The organism is Streptomyces sp. NPDC017225 (assembly GCF_044331465.1).
Taxonomy (GTDB): Bacteria; Actinomycetota; Actinomycetes; order Streptomycetales; family Streptomycetaceae; genus Streptomyces.
Genome location: NZ_JBIRNE010000002.1, coordinates 394437 through 407666, shown reverse-complemented (window position 1 = coordinate 407666; position 13230 = coordinate 394437). Strand labels below are relative to the sequence as shown.

The window sequence follows — 13230 nt, the reverse complement described above, 5'->3', positions numbered from 1 at the left end:
TCTGCTCCCAGCTCCTAGCGGGTGCGGTCCAGCAAGTAGCGGACGAGGGTGGTCAGTGCGGCGGCGGAGGACTTCTCGTCGCGGGCGTCACAGGTGACGACGGGGGTGTCGTCGAGCAGGTCCAGTGCCTCGCGCAGCGCCCGTTCGTCGCGCAGCGGTACGCCGTCGAAGTGGTTGACGGCGATGGCGTAGTCGAGTCCGTAGTGCTCGATGAGGTCGATCACGGGGAACGAGTCGGCCAGCCGCTCGGGGTCGACCAGGACCAGGGCGCCGAGCGCGCCGCGGGCCATGTCCTCCCACATCTGCACGAAGCGCTGCTGGCCGGGCGTGCCGAACAGGTAGAGCACGACGCGGTCGCTGATGGTCAGACGGCCGAAGTCCATGGCGACCGTGGTGGTGGTCTTGCCCTGGACCCCCTTGAGGTCGTCGACCGCCTCGGCGGCCTGCGTCATCGTCTCCTCGGTGGAGAGCGGCTCGATCTCGGAGATGGAGCCGATGAGGGTGGTCTTGCCCACCGCGAAGTGGCCGACGACGAGGATCTTCACCGCGGTCTGGGTCGCCCCGCCGCGTACGTAGTCCTGCTCATCCAAACTTGGCGCGGAGGCCATTGAGCACCTCCTCCAGGATTTCCTTGTCGGCCAGGCGGGCGCGGGCCACGGGCGGGCGGGTCGTGAGATGGCCGCCTTCCATGAGGGACGCCAGCAGGATCCGCACCACGCCGAGCGGGAAGTGGGTGTGGCCGGCGATCTCGGCGACCGAGAGGTAGCCGGCGGAGCAGAGATCCAGCAGGCTCCGCTCCTCGGGGGACAGCCGGGTCGGCCGCCGTGTGTCCTCGGCGGCGGCGGTGACCAGGGTGATGAGGGAGAGGTGCTCCTCGTCGGGCAGGCCGCGTCCCTTGGTGATGACGTACGGCCGCACTAATTCGCCGGCCTCGGGCTCCCAGCCGTCGTGGCCGGTCATGAGCGGCTGCCGAGGTTCTCGCGCGGCGGTGTCGTCAGCCGCTTGCCGAGCTGGGCGACGAGCTGCTGCATCCGGAAGGTGATGTCCGCCATGTCGACCTCGGGGGAGGCGGAGACGCCGAGGTAGGCGCCCTCGCCGGCGGAGATCAGGAAGACCCAGCCGCCGTCGAACTCGACCAGGGTCTGCCGCCACGCCTGGTTCGGGTCCTCACAGAAGAAGGCGAGGGTGCGGCTGAGTGACTGCACGCCGCTCATCGCGGCGGCGACCCGGTCGGCGTCGTCCTTGTCGAAGTCCTGCGTCCGGGCCATCAGCAGTCCGTCGGCGGATATCAGGACGGCGTGCAGGGCCCCGGGAATCTCCAGGGCGCTGTCCAGCATCCATGACAGATCGTCGTTCACGAGTCCTCATGTCCTTCGCTTCTTGCACCGGGTGTTCTGCTCGTCCGGTCCGTCTCCTGTGGCCGGGTGACACGGCCGGTCTGCGTGCCCCGTTGGAAGGCGGCCATGATCTGCGCCTGCTCGGAGTCGGAGCGGCCGGCGGAGCGCGGGGTGGACGCACTGCCGGGCACGATGGCCATCGGGCGCTTGCGGCGCCGCCGGGGCAGACCGTCGTCGGTCTGCGACGAGGTGTGCGCGGTTTCCGGTCCGCCGTCCTGGCCGGCCCGGGGCGTGGCGCGGGCGGCCGGGGCGGGTGCCTTCTTCTCCGGCATGGCGGTGAGCAGTTCGTGCGGCAACAGGACCACCGCGCGTACACCTCCGTAGGGGGAAGAGGAGTCCACCGACACCTCGAAGCCGAATCGCTCGCACAGCAGGCCGATGACGGCGAAGCCGAACTGCGGCGGATTGCCGAGTCCCGCCACGCCCGAGGCACGCTCGGTGGCGAGCAGCCTGTCGGCGCGGGTGCGCTCCTCGTCGCTCATGCCGACGCCCGCGTCGTCGACGACGACGCAGATGCCCTTGGGCACGGTCCGGATGTTGATCTCGACGACGGTGTCCGGGCTGGAGTAGCTGGTGGCGTTGTCGAACAGCTCGGCGAGAGCCAGGGCGACGGGTTCGACCGCCCGGCTGGTGATGCCGAAGTCGACCTGGGAGAGGATCTCCACCCGGCGGAAGTGCCGGATGCGCCCCTGTGCGCTGCGCACCACGTCGTACACCGAGGCGGTGTCACGCCGGCCACCGAGCCAGCCGTCGCACAGGACCGCGATGGACTGGGCGCGCCGGCCGAACTGCGAGTTGGTGTGGTCGATCTCCAGCAGGTCCTGGAGGAGTGCCGAGTCACCGTACTTGGTCTGCAGCCGTGAGAGCACCAGCTGCTGTTCGGCGGCGAGGCCCTGAAGGGTCCGCATGGCCGATTTCAGGACGGTCTTCGTCTCGTCCTCGGCCCGCTCCTGAGCCGCCCGCACGGACTTGCCGTAATCGTTCTCCAGCTCTGTGTAGTGATCCCTGAGCCCCTGGACCTCTTGCCGCAAAGCTCGCGCCGCCCTGCGCTGGCGGCTGATGAGCGCGGCGGCGGCGACGAGGGCGACGAGGGCGACCCAGAGCAATGGGTTCCCCATGTATTCCGTCATAAGACTCTCTTCAGGCGACTGAAGGCCGGCTTGCTGAGTTCCCGTCTACGCGGGCGGTCCGGTGGACTGCCCGCACCGGCCTTGCCGCCCGGGCTGTCCCTGAAGTCGGGAATGGCGTCCTTTGACCCATCCGCCCGCTCCGCAAACGCGGTGATCGTATCACCGCATGATCAGGTGAATTGACGTCAAGAAGTGGCCGTGCGGGACTGGTTGGGGACCGGCCCACGGCGGGTCATGAACGCTGGGTACAGTCGGCCCCGTGAAAGATGCACAAGACACCTTCCGGCGGGGCCCGGGGCCGGCGCGGGACGGCACCGCGTGACGCCGGAGGCCATGGCCGCGGTGTTCGCGGCGGGCTTCGGAGCCGGCGCGATCAACAGCGTCGTCGGCTCCGGAACGCTGATCACCTTTCCGGTCCTGCTGGCCACGGGCCTGTCGCCCGTCACCGCCACGGTCTCCAACGCGCTCGGCCTCATCCCCGGTTCCGTCAGCGGGGCCATCGGCTACCGGAAGGAACTGAGCGGCCAGCGCTCCCGCGTCCTGAAACTGGGCGCGGGCGCGCTGGCGGGCGGTCTCGTCGGCGCCACGCTGCTGCTGGCCCTGCCGGCCGACGCGTTCGAGACGATCGTGCCGGCCCTGGTGGGTCTGGCCCTGGTCCTGGTCGCGCTCCAGCCCCAGCTCGGCAGGCTGGTCCAGCGCCGCCGGGAACGCACCGGCGCCTCCCCCCGTCGTGACGGCGGCCCGCTGCTGTTCACCGGACTGACGCTCGCCAGCGTCTACGGCGGCTACTTCGCCGCCGCGCAGGGGATCATCTACCTGTCCCTGATGGGCATGCTCCTCGACGAGTCCCTGCAACGCCTCAACGCCGTCAAGAACGTGCTCTCCGCCCTGGTCAACACCGTCGCCGCCGTCTTCTTCCTCTTCGCCGCGGACTTCGACTGGACGGCCGTCGCGCTCATCGCCGCCGGCTCGGGCCTCGGGGGTTACGCCGGGGCCAAGGTGGGCCGCCGCTTCAGCCCCCTGGTCCTGCGCGTCCTGGTCGTGACGGTCGGCACCGTGGCCCTCGTACAGCTGCTGCTGCGCTGACCGGGCGGCCGGGCCGGGGCCCTCGCGGACCGTCGGCCGAAGGGCCGGCCACCGCCGGTTGAACAGCGACCGAGGGCGGCATCTGCCCCACCGCTCCCCCTCCCAATCCCGCCCGCGCCCGCGGGGCACGTGGCATACACCACGCCGTGGCGCGGATTGCCCCCGGGAGTGATCAGGGAAGCCATGGAGGCGCCCAAGATCGACTCGAAGGGACCCGCCCTCGTGACGCTCGTAGCGCCTCCCCCCATACCCAGGGCAGCGGGCTCGCTCCCGCTTCTGGGCCACGCGATACAGCTCCTGCGCGACAACCTCGGCTTCATCGCCTCACTGCGCACCACCTACGGACCGCTCGTCGAGATCACCCTCCAGCCCGGCACCCGCACCCTGGTCGTCCAGGACCCCGAACTCATCCGCACCATGCTGACCGACCTCGGACCGAGCCTCGACAAGGGCCGGTTCTTCGAGAAGATGGGCCAGCTGCTGGGCGACTCCGTCGTCACCGCCGCCGGCCAGGCCCACGTCCGCAAACGGCGCCAGCTCCAACCGGCCTTCGCCCGCGACCGGATCGCCCGCTACGTCGACACCATGCGCGGCGAGACCGAGGCCGCCGTCGACGGCTGGACCCCGGGCCGGAGACTCGACGTGCGCGAGGCCATGGTCGGGCTCAGCCTGGACATGCTCGCCAAGACGGTGTTCTCCGGCAGCCTCGACGAGGCCACCTTCCGCCGGCTGCGCGCCGACCTGTCGGTGGTGATGAACGGCGTGGGTGCCCGCGTCATGCTGCCCGACTGGGTCGAGCGGCTGCCACTGCCCGTCAACCGCCGCTTCACCGCTGCGCGCGACGCCGTACGGGCCACCATCGACCGGGCGGTCACCGACCTCCAGGCCTGTGGCCACGACACCGGCGACATGCTGTCCCTGCTCCTGCGCACCACCGACGAGGAGACCGGCCGGCCGCTGACCGGGCACCAGATCTCCTCCGAGATCCTCACCCTGGCCGTGGCCGGCACCGAGACCACCGCCTCGGTGCTGTCCTGGGTGCTGTACGAACTCGCCCGCAACCCCGGCGTCGAGGCCCGGCTTCTGGACGAACTGGACGACGTCCTCGGCGACCGGCCGGTCACCTTCGACGACCTGGGCCGGCTGCCGTACCTCGGCCGGGTCGTCGACGAGACCCTGCGACTGCACCACACCGGATGGCTCGTCACCCGCCGCACCGTCACCGAGACCCGGCTCGGTCCCTGGACCGTGCCCGCCGGCATCGAACTCGCCTACTGCCAGCACGCTCTCCATCGCGACCCGGAACTGTTCACGGACCCGCTGAGCTTCGACCCCGACCGCTGGCTGGACAGCGGGCAGCCGCGTCCCACGCACGCGTTCCTGCCCTTCGGCGCGGGCAAGCACAAGTGCGTCGGTGACCGCTTCGCCCTCACCGAACTCGTCACCGCCGTCGCCACGATCACCCGGCGGGTACGGCTGGAGCTCGCCCCCGGCCAGACGGTACGGCCCGTCGCCGCGGCCACCGTACGGCCCCGGACCCTGCTGATGACCGTGCGCGGCAGAAGGGACACCCCGGCCCCGCCCGCCGGCTGAACCGACGTGCCGGACCGGCCGTCTCGGGCCGTCGGCATAACGGCGCGTTATGAGAAGTCGGGATTGGTGGCCCCGGACCCGCGCCGGACATGCTGAGCGGCGCCCCACACAGCCACACGCGCCCCCACGCGTGTCGTCGGAATCGAGGAGCCTTGCGCATATCCAGACTCGTCCCCACCTTGATGGCCGCTCTCATGGCAGCGCTGCTGTCCGCCCTCACACTCGCGCCGAGCGCCTGGGCGGCGGAGCCCCGGCCCGGTGACGGCGGCCCCCAGCCGATCATCGGCGGCGGCTACGCACAGAACGCCCCCTGGGCCGCCCGGCTGTTCTCCAACGGAACCCAGACCTGCTCCTCGACCATCATCTCCCCCACCTGGATCCTGACCGCCAGGCACTGCGTGAGCGGCGGCGGCCTCTCCTTCCGTATCGGCAGCCTCGACCAGAGCTCCGGCGGCACCGTGGCGAACGGCGTCCAGACCGTCACGCACGCCTCGTCCGACCTCGCGCTGGTCCGGCTCGACCGCTCCGTCTCCGCCACCTACGCGCGGCTCGGGCAGCCGGGCACGGTACGGGTCGGCCAGACGGTGCAGGTCTACGGCTGGGGCGCCACCTCCCGGTGCGGCTCGGAGATCAACTGCCAGTCCCAGCGCCTGAAGGTCGCCAACCTCAGCGTGACGCGTGGGTGTTACGACGCCTACTACGGTTCGGCGATCTGCGCCCGCCCCGGCGACGGCATCACCGCGGGCGGTGACTCCGGCGGCCCGATGATGGCCGGCGGCGTCCAGGTCGGCGTCGCCTCGACCAGCGACCGGCAGACCACCACGGCTTACACGAACGTGACCGCCTACCGCTCGTGGATCCAGTCCGTCGCGGGCGTCTGACCCGTCCCGCCCCGAGGACCGAACCGGACTCCGGCCCGGACCGCGGCCCCACTCCCGCCCGCCTCCGTCACGACGGAGGCGGGCGCTCGGTTCCCGGGGCCGTCACCGGCGCCGGCCGGAAGGCCGGCGGGCCCCGGTGCCCGGCGTCCAGGAAGCGGACGGCCCGGCAAGCGCGTGGTGATTACATCTAGCGTTCGGCGTGAACGATCGGCGTCCCGCGCGAAGGAGCTCCGGTATGGCCGGGCAGTCAGCCACATCCCTGACGAACGAAGACGAGGCGGCCGTACTGCGGCTCCGGGACGTGAGCGTCCGCCGCCACACGACGGACCAGCTGATCCTCGACGGGATCGACTGGACGGTCCGGCCGGGAGAACACTGGGCCCTGCTGGGGGCCAACGGCGCCGGGAAGACCACCCTGCTGCGGCTGCTCGGCGCGCTCACGCACCCCACGGCCGGGAGCGTCGAGGTCCTCGGCAGCCGGCTCGGCCGGGTCGACGTCCGCGAGCTGCGCGCACGCATCGGCCATGTCACGTCCGCCCAGCGGGTGCCACCGGACCTCACCGCCCACACGGTCGTCCTCACCGGCCACAGCGGCACCGTGCAGCCCCTGTGGCGGACGTACGACGACGAGGTCCGGCTCCGGGCCCGCGAACTCCTGACCGAACTCGACGTCAAGGAGCTGTGCGACCGGCCGTACGGCGTCTGCTCGGGCGGGCAGCGGGCGCGCGTCCTCATCGCCAGGGCACTGATGGCCGACCCTCCCCTGCTGCTCCTGGACGAGCCCTTCAACGCCCTGGACCTGCCCTCCCGCGAGGACCTCGTCGAGGCCATGCACCAACTGGCCGAGGGCCGCCCGCGGCTGGCCACCGTGACGGTCACCCACCACCTGGAGGAACTGTTCCCGGCCGTCGGTCACGCCCTGCTGCTGCGCGAGGGCCGGACCCTGTCCCAGGGAGGAGTGGACGACGTCCTGACCGACTCCCTCCTGACCGCGTGCTTCGGCCGCGACATCACGGTGGCGCGGCGCGACGGCCGCTGGTCCGCCTACTCGGGCCGGCGCACCGGGAGTCGAGGTCCGGGCCTGCACCGCCCTTCCCCCTCGGGCCCCACCGTCGGTTCCGGCCGCCTGGAAGGCCACGGGGCGGCCGGCCCCGCCCCCGGCCGGGCCTGACGCGTGCCACTTCGCCGTTTCGAGCGGGGGTGGGCTCCGCCCGGCCCCGACGGCGCGGCTGCTAGGTTCGGTCCTCGTGCATCCACAGGTATTCGACATGCGGTTCCGTGAACGCGGCCGCCGGACAAGAAGCATCGGTCTCGGCCTGCTGGCCGTCGCGAGCGTGCTGTGGGTGTGGTGCGGCGTGCTGCTCGCCACCCCGTACGAGATCGAGCGCGAGTACTCGACCACCCCGACGGAGTGCGAGTCCCGCCTCTTCACCGACGACGGCACCGCGAACGAGGGACCGGCCGAGGACCCCTGCGGCGACGAACGGGACTGGCCCGAGGCGCTGGCGCTGCTCGGCCTCTCGGTGCCCCTGTCCGTGGCGGGCGCGGTGCTCCTCACCTACGGACTCATCGGTGTGCGGATGAGCGAGCACGCCGCGGATCTGGCCCGGCTGCACGAACTCGCCGGCCGGGACAAGGGGCAGACCGGCGCGTAGCCCCTCCCCGCACCGGGGGCAGGCCGCGAGGGCGGCCCCGGACGTATCGGCGTACGGAACGTCCGGGACCGCCCCTCGGCTCCCCCGCGGGGGACTGCCCATCCGCCGGACACGGAAACGAGATCCGGCGGTGCGCGGCACATATGCACGCCCACGGGTTACCCCGGTCAACACGGCGACCGGGTCGGGCGCCGCCGCGGCCGCCGAGAATCGTCCGCGCCGCGCCGCGCTGCCCGGCCCGTTCCCGGGCATGCGCTTGAGTGGAAGCCCCCGACCTCGTCCGCCTCGCCCCGAGGAGCAGCCGCACCGTGGGAACCGCCGGCCACGTACCGCAGACCCGGGACATGCTCGGAGAAGAACTCTCCGGCGACGAAGCCCTGACCGCGCTGCGCCGGTACGGCGGCCTGCGGCTGCTGACCGACTCCTTCGCCCGGTTCCGCTACGCGGACGGCTTCACCAACGCGCGGGCCCTCGCCTTCCAGGTGGTGATCGGCCTGGTCCCGTTCACCATCGTGCTCGTGGGCCTCGCCACGTCGGTGCACACCGAGGGCGTGGGCCGGGTCATCGAACTCACCCTCGGCCGGATCGTGCCGGGCGCCAGTGCCGACGTGGTGGAGAAGGCGTTCGAGGGCACCCGGCGCAGCGCCGACAGCGACGCGTGGAGCACGCTCGCGCTGTGGCTGGGCCTGGCGTTCGCCGTGCTGAACCTCGCTTCCGCCATGGGACAGATCGAGCGGGGCGCCAACCGCATCTACGGCATCGAGCGCGACCGTCCCTTCCCCCGCAAGTACGCGAGGGCGCTGGTGCTCGCGCTCACCGCCGGCCTGCCCATGGTTCTGGGCTTTCTCGTACTCGTCGCGGGCGGGGCCGTCGGGGACGCCGTGGCCCGCTCCGTCGGCGACCGGGACGGCGGCGCCGGGTGGTGGGGCATGCTGCAGGTACCGGCGGGACTGCTGCTGGCCTGGGTCGCCTCGGCGGTGATCCTGCGCTGGTCGCCCCGCCGCGACCAGCCCGGCTACACCTGGCTGGCCTTCGGCTCTGCGGTCCACCTCGTGCTGTGGGTCTCGGCGACCTGGCTGCTCGCTCTGTACATCGGCCGAAGCGGCGCCTTCGGCAGCGTCTACGGTCCGCTCACCGCGTTCATCGCGCTGCTGCTGTGGGCGAACCTCACCGCCGTGGCGCTCTTCCTCGGCATCGCCTTCGCCGCCCAGCTGGAAGCGGCCCGGGCGGGTCTTCGCACGCCGGTACGGCCGGACCCCGGGCCGGGTGCCTGACAGACCCGTCGGGCAGGCCGGTCCGACGTGTCGGCGGCGAACCCGGGACTACGCCGCGTCGCGCGGCGGAGCCAGCGCCCAGCGGATGCCCGCCGTCACGGCCACGCCGAGCGGGCGTACGCACACGCTCTCCGCCGGAGGGACGCGGGGCAGCCACAGGGCGCGCGAGGCCCAGCCCGGCAGCAGTGAGACCGCGTTGGCGGCGACGACTCCGTACGGAAGACGTGCGAGCAGCGGCACGGGCGGTCTCAGCAGCAGGAACCGCGCGGTGCTCCGGGCCTCGCCACTCGCGCGCAGTTCGCCGCGGTAGGCGGCCAGTCGCTCCGCGAGCCCGGCGCGGTCCACGGGCGGGTCCGGGACACCGAGCGCGGTGGCGATGCGCGCCATGTCGGCCACGTAGGCGTCGCACCCGTCGTCGTCCAGGGGCCGGGCGCCGTAGCGCTGGTGGGCGCGCAGGAAGCTGTCGACCTCGGCGATGTGCACCCAGCACAGCAGGTGCGGATCGGCGGCGGCGTAGGTCTGGCCCTCCGAGGTGGTGCCGCGCACGGTGTCGTGCACGGCCCGTACCCGCTCGCACGCCTCCCGTGCGCTGTCGGCCGGTCCGTAGGTGGTGACGGCCAGGAAGGTGCTGGTCCGCTGCAGCCGGCCCCAGGGGTCGCCGCGGAATCCGGAGTGCGCGGCGACGGCGGCCATGGCCAGGGGGTGAAGCGACTGGAGCAGCAGGGCGGACAGCCCTCCGATGAACATCGAGGCGTCCCCGTGCACCCGCCTGACCGGTCGCTCCGGGCCGAACCAGCGCGGACCCGGTGCGTCGTGGATGCGGGCACGGTTCTCCGGCCCTCGCGGCCCCGCCACCCTGGAGAAGATCATGTCGCCGAGCCGTGCGCGCGGGGAGGGAAGGCCGGGGCCGGGGAGAAGTGTCATGGCTGCCGATCCCTCCTTCCCCTGCCGCGGCCGGGCGGCTCACATGACTACGTCTGCCCGGCCGCACCGCGTGGGAACATCAGGCGCACCCCCAGGCCGACATTCCCTGGATACGGGCCAGCCGCTTGGCCACGGCGATCTGCTCCCCGCGGGAGGCCAGGTCCGCGCGCGGCGCGTACTCGAGGCCGCCCGCCGCGATCCAGCTCGACCGCGCGAACTGCAGGCCTCCGTAGTAGCCGTTTCCGGTGTTCGCGTCCCAGTCGCCGCCGGATTCGCACGCGGCGATGGCGTCCCAGTCGGTGCGCGGGGGGATTGACGGTGACGCCGCCGCTTCGGAGGTCGCACCCAGTGCGGTCGCGGCGAACAGGACCACCACGGCGGTCCGGGTCCTTCGGCCCCGCGAACTGCGCGTGCCGCTCGGACGAGCATTTCGTCTACAGATCATACAGAGACTGTTACACCACGTGACGACGGTGCGCCGCGCAGGCCGCGCGTTCCGTACGCCGGTCGGAGCAGGCGAACCGTTCTCACGACGGGGTCGGCCGGCGAGGGCGGCCACGCGGCCGGCTCGAAGCGGATGCTCACGCCCGCGGGCCGCCCCTCGGTGGATCGCCTCACGCCCACAACTCGCCGCTGTCGCACACCCTGGCGCCCATGTTCCGCCGCATCATGCGCAACGCGGCATCCGCCAGGTCGGCGTGGATGTGGGCGACCGCGTCGCGCGGGACGACGACCCGCAGGTGGCGGATGTGGGCGTCGAGCGCCGAGTAGAGCACACACTGCTCGGTCACCTGCCCGCACAGCACGAGCCGGTCGATCCCCTGCTCGAAGAGCAGGTTCGTCAACGGGGTCTCGAAGAAGATCGAGTGGCGTGCCTTGACCACGAAGAGGGATGACTCGTCCGGCCGCAGTGGCTCGACGAGGCGGCCGTGCGGTCCGGAGAGCGCCTTGTCGAGGATCTCGCCGTGGTGCGAGCGCCACTCACCGAAGTTGTCGTTGACGTAGATCACGGGAACGCCCTGGCGCCGGGCCCGCCCCAGCAGGCCGGTCAGCGCCGGCAGCACGGATTCCACGGCGGGAATCAGCAGCTCGGCGTCCTCGTGATCGTAGGTGTTGATCATGTCGATGACGATCAGCGCGGTCTTGCCCATGCCGCCCAGGTTGCCACCGGACAGCGGAAGAATCGCTTCGCCCCGGCGTTCGGCGGGGCGCGGAGTGCTCCGGGAGATCACTGGAGGGCCCGGCCCGAGGATCGAGTCCCGTCCTCCACGGGGAAACCCGGCGCCCAGGGCGCCGGTCCCAGACCCTCGCTCCAGTCGCGCAGCCGCGCCTCGTTCACGCAGACTATTCCGCACCGCTCGGCGTACTCGACGGCCGGTGCGGTGAAGTCGCTGCTGGTGACGAGGACCGCGACGTCGGCCTCGTGAACGGTGAAACAGGTACCGCCGAAGCGCTGCAGATCCTGGGAGCCGACCTTGTTGTCGTCGCCGTAGCGCTTGCACTGGATGACGACGCGCCGGCCGTCGGGGGCCACCGCCACCACGTCCGCGCCGAGGTCGCCCGCTCCGCCCACCACCTCCACCTCGGCGCAGCCGTCCCGTACGCAGAGACCGGCTATCGCCTGCTCGAACTCGTCGGGGCTGAGCGCCTCGTGGCCGGCGGCCGCCACCGTGGTGGCCTCCTCGACGCCGGGCGCCTCGGCAACGGGCGCCGCCTCGCCCGCGGGCACCATCGTCCGCTGCTCCTCCAGCGCGTCCAGGGCTGTCGCCGTGGCCTCCTCCAGGGCGCCGGTGGTTCGGCGCGCCAGCCTGGACGGGGAGAACCCGGAGCGCCCGCGCCAGCAGACGACACCCGCCACCACTGCCGCGAGGACCAGGACGACGGCCCAGACGGGACGCCGCTGCGCGACGTCGACGGCCATCCGGCCGACCCACCCCACGATGATCAGTCCGACAGCGGCGAGGCCGAAGAACATGGCGGTCGCGCGGAGGTCGAAGCGGCGCCCGTGGCGTCTCGGGCGGGTGCGGTGTTCAGGCACGGTCACGATGGTCATTCCTCCCTGCGGCCGACATGTTGATCTCTTATGCCGTCTGCCCGGGAACCACCGGCTCACCGTCCGTTCATGACACGCCGTCGGATGGCTCATCCGTCCCGCGCGTGAATCTTTCGGGCATAACGTGCGGAATATGAAGAAATGCCATGTCGTGTACCTGGTGTGCACCGCAGCGATGATCGGAACGGGGCTCGGCGCGGCCCCGGCATCCGCCGGCCACACGACCCACGTGGTCCACCCCGGCGAATCAATCCAGAAGGCGGTGGACGCCGCCGGGTCGGGCGACACCGTCCTCGTCACCTCCGGCACCTACCACGAGAGCGTCAAGGTGAGCACGCCCGGGCTCACCCTGCGGGGCGTGGGCCGCGGCACGGTCATCAAGCCGAGCGCGGAGAAGGCCACCGACAACACCTGTGCCGAGGGCGGCAACGGCATCTGCGTGATCGGGACGAAGGACAAGAACGTCAAGGGCATCACCGTCGCCGACCTGACGGTGACCGGCTTCAAGCGCACCGGCCTGTTCTCCATGGCGACCGACGGGCTCACCGTGCGGAACGTGACGGCGGTGAAGAACGGCGTCTGGGGCATCGCCCAGGAGCGGTCGGTCCACGGCTTCTTCGTGGACAACATCGCCCGCGACAACGGCGACGCCGGCATCTTCCTCGCCAACACCATCAAGGCCGAGGAAGGCGCCGCGGACACCGAGGGCACGGTCGTCGCCCACAACCGGGTCGAGGGCAACCGGATCGGCATCACCGTCCGCCGTCTGCGCAACCTCGCCGTCGCGGACAACTACATCGGCGGCAACTGCGCGGGCGTGTTCGTCGTCGGCGACGAGAACAAGCCCATGGCCGGCGACCTGGTCGTGCGCGACAACCACGTCGTGCGCAACAACAAGTCCTGCCCGAAGACCGACCGGCTGGAGGCGCTCCAGGGTTCCGGCATCGTCCTGACCGGCACCGAGAAGGTCCTGGTCACCGACAACACGGTCGAGGGCAACTCCGGCAAGTCGTCGATGTCGGGCGGCATCGTCCTGGCCGCGAGCATGGTGGGCGCCCCCAACTCGAAGAACGAGGTCAACGGGAACAGGCTGCGCGACAACTCCCCCGCCGACCTGGTCAACGCCGAAACCGGGGACACCGCCAAGAGCAACACCTTCACCGGCAACACCTGCGGCGCCTCCAAGCCCGCGGGACTGTGCTGACCGGTCGGCCGTAGTCACCCGAGGACCGAAGAA

The 13230-nt window shown here is 71.7% G+C and carries 15 protein-coding genes; 7 read left to right on the top strand and 8 right to left on the bottom strand.

Annotation, left to right across the window (positions count from 1 at the left end):
* Positions 1 to 14: 14 nt before the first annotated feature.
* The 4 genes from ACH4NX_RS05570 to ACH4NX_RS05555 are packed head-to-tail and all read right to left on the bottom strand — an operon-like array spanning position 15 to position 2527.
* Positions 15 to 608, bottom strand: a complete 594-nt coding sequence (locus ACH4NX_RS05570; protein WP_345588053.1) for an ATP/GTP-binding protein — start codon at positions 606 to 608, stop codon at positions 15 to 17.
* Positions 583 to 960, bottom strand: coding sequence for a DUF742 domain-containing protein (locus tag ACH4NX_RS05565; RefSeq protein ID WP_351391233.1), 378 nt, complete (start codon positions 958 to 960; stop codon positions 583 to 585). The genes ACH4NX_RS05570 and ACH4NX_RS05565 overlap by 26 nt, the downstream gene beginning before the upstream one ends.
* Positions 957 to 1358, bottom strand: a complete 402-nt coding sequence (locus tag ACH4NX_RS05560; protein WP_351391236.1) for a roadblock/LC7 domain-containing protein — start codon at positions 1356 to 1358, stop codon at positions 957 to 959. The genes ACH4NX_RS05565 and ACH4NX_RS05560 overlap by 4 nt, the downstream gene beginning before the upstream one ends.
* The gene (locus ACH4NX_RS05555) at positions 1355 to 2527 is read right to left on the bottom strand and encodes an ATP-binding protein (protein WP_351391239.1); all 1173 of its coding nucleotides are present in this window, start codon (positions 2525 to 2527) and stop codon (positions 1355 to 1357) included. Before ACH4NX_RS05555 ends, ACH4NX_RS05560 begins: the two co-directional genes overlap by 4 nt.
* A 333-nt stretch (positions 2528 to 2860) precedes the next feature.
* On the opposite strand from ACH4NX_RS05555, the gene ACH4NX_RS05550 reads away from it, so the two are divergent.
* The 6 genes from ACH4NX_RS05550 to ACH4NX_RS05525 all read left to right on the top strand — a co-directional run bounded on the left by ACH4NX_RS05550 (position 2861) and on the right by ACH4NX_RS05525 (position 9016).
* Positions 2861 to 3613, top strand: coding sequence for a sulfite exporter TauE/SafE family protein (locus tag ACH4NX_RS05550; RefSeq protein ID WP_351391365.1), 753 nt, complete (start codon positions 2861 to 2863; stop codon positions 3611 to 3613).
* 183 nt (positions 3614 to 3796) lie between these two features.
* Complete coding sequence (locus tag ACH4NX_RS05545; RefSeq protein WP_398126910.1) at positions 3797 to 5206, top strand: cytochrome P450; 1410 nt, start codon at positions 3797 to 3799, stop codon at positions 5204 to 5206.
* Positions 5207 to 5358: 152 nt separating this feature from the next.
* Positions 5359 to 6087 (top strand): trypsin-like serine protease, encoded by a 729-nt coding sequence (locus ACH4NX_RS05540; protein WP_351391245.1) that lies wholly within the window; start codon positions 5359 to 5361, stop codon positions 6085 to 6087.
* 235 nt (positions 6088 to 6322) lie between these two features.
* Positions 6323 to 7258: an ABC transporter ATP-binding protein gene (locus tag ACH4NX_RS05535; protein ID WP_398126911.1), complete on the top strand. Its 936-nt coding sequence runs from the start codon at positions 6323 to 6325 to the stop codon at positions 7256 to 7258.
* Positions 7259 to 7334: 76 nt separating this feature from the next.
* Positions 7335 to 7742, top strand: a complete 408-nt coding sequence (locus ACH4NX_RS05530) for a hypothetical protein (protein ID WP_351391250.1) — start codon at positions 7335 to 7337, stop codon at positions 7740 to 7742.
* Between the two features lie 308 nt (positions 7743 to 8050).
* A complete protein-coding gene (locus tag ACH4NX_RS05525; RefSeq protein ID WP_398126912.1) occupies positions 8051 to 9016 on the top strand; it encodes a YihY/virulence factor BrkB family protein in 966 nt (321 codons plus the stop codon).
* A 48-nt stretch (positions 9017 to 9064) separates the two neighbouring features.
* On the opposite strand, the gene ACH4NX_RS05520 is transcribed toward ACH4NX_RS05525, so the two are convergent.
* The 4 genes from ACH4NX_RS05520 to ACH4NX_RS05505 all read right to left on the bottom strand — a co-directional run bounded on the left by ACH4NX_RS05520 (position 9065) and on the right by ACH4NX_RS05505 (position 11984).
* On the bottom strand, positions 9065 to 9940 hold the full coding sequence (locus ACH4NX_RS05520) for an oxygenase MpaB family protein (RefSeq protein WP_351391253.1): 876 nt from the start codon (positions 9938 to 9940) through the stop codon (positions 9065 to 9067).
* Positions 9941 to 10019: 79 nt separating this feature from the next.
* Positions 10020 to 10385, bottom strand: coding sequence for a transglycosylase family protein (locus ACH4NX_RS05515; RefSeq protein WP_398126913.1), 366 nt, complete (start codon positions 10383 to 10385; stop codon positions 10020 to 10022).
* A 169-nt stretch (positions 10386 to 10554) separates the two neighbouring features.
* Positions 10555 to 11091 carry an isochorismatase family cysteine hydrolase gene (locus tag ACH4NX_RS05510; RefSeq protein ID WP_351391259.1) on the bottom strand — a complete coding sequence of 179 codons (537 nt, stop codon included), beginning with the start codon at positions 11089 to 11091 and terminating at the stop codon, positions 10555 to 10557.
* Between the two features lie 77 nt (positions 11092 to 11168).
* The gene (locus ACH4NX_RS05505; RefSeq protein WP_398126914.1) at positions 11169 to 11984 is read right to left on the bottom strand and encodes a restriction endonuclease; all 816 of its coding nucleotides are present in this window, start codon (positions 11982 to 11984) and stop codon (positions 11169 to 11171) included.
* Between the two features lie 142 nt (positions 11985 to 12126).
* Here ACH4NX_RS05505 and ACH4NX_RS05500 point away from each other — a divergent pair, with 142 nt between their 5' ends.
* Positions 12127 to 13197, top strand: coding sequence for a nitrous oxide reductase family maturation protein NosD (locus ACH4NX_RS05500; protein WP_398126915.1), 1071 nt, complete (start codon positions 12127 to 12129; stop codon positions 13195 to 13197).
* Positions 13198 to 13230: the final 33 nt, after the last annotated feature.

Coding starts and splice junctions, on each gene's coding strand:
- ACH4NX_RS05570 (WP_345588053.1), bottom strand. CDS start 608: ATGGCCTCCGCGCCAAGTTTGGATGAGCAGGACTACGTACGCGGCGGG.
- ACH4NX_RS05565 (WP_351391233.1), bottom strand. CDS start 960: ATGACCGGCCACGACGGCTGGGAGCCCGAGGCCGGCGAATTAGTGCGG.
- ACH4NX_RS05555 (WP_351391239.1), bottom strand. CDS start 2,527: ATGACGGAATACATGGGGAACCCATTGCTCTGGGTCGCCCTCGTCGCC.
- ACH4NX_RS05550 (WP_351391365.1), top strand. CDS start 2,861: ATGGCCGCGGTGTTCGCGGCGGGCTTCGGAGCCGGCGCGATCAACAGC.
- ACH4NX_RS05545 (WP_398126910.1), top strand. CDS start 3,797: ATGGAGGCGCCCAAGATCGACTCGAAGGGACCCGCCCTCGTGACGCTC.
- ACH4NX_RS05535 (WP_398126911.1), top strand. CDS start 6,323: ATGGCCGGGCAGTCAGCCACATCCCTGACGAACGAAGACGAGGCGGCC.
- ACH4NX_RS05520 (WP_351391253.1), bottom strand. CDS start 9,940: ATGACACTTCTCCCCGGCCCCGGCCTTCCCTCCCCGCGCGCACGGCTC.
- ACH4NX_RS05515 (WP_398126913.1), bottom strand. CDS start 10,385: ATGATCTGTAGACGAAATGCTCGTCCGAGCGGCACGCGCAGTTCGCGG.
- ACH4NX_RS05510 (WP_351391259.1), bottom strand. CDS start 11,091: ATGGGCAAGACCGCGCTGATCGTCATCGACATGATCAACACCTACGAT.
- ACH4NX_RS05500 (WP_398126915.1), top strand. CDS start 12,127: ATGAAGAAATGCCATGTCGTGTACCTGGTGTGCACCGCAGCGATGATC.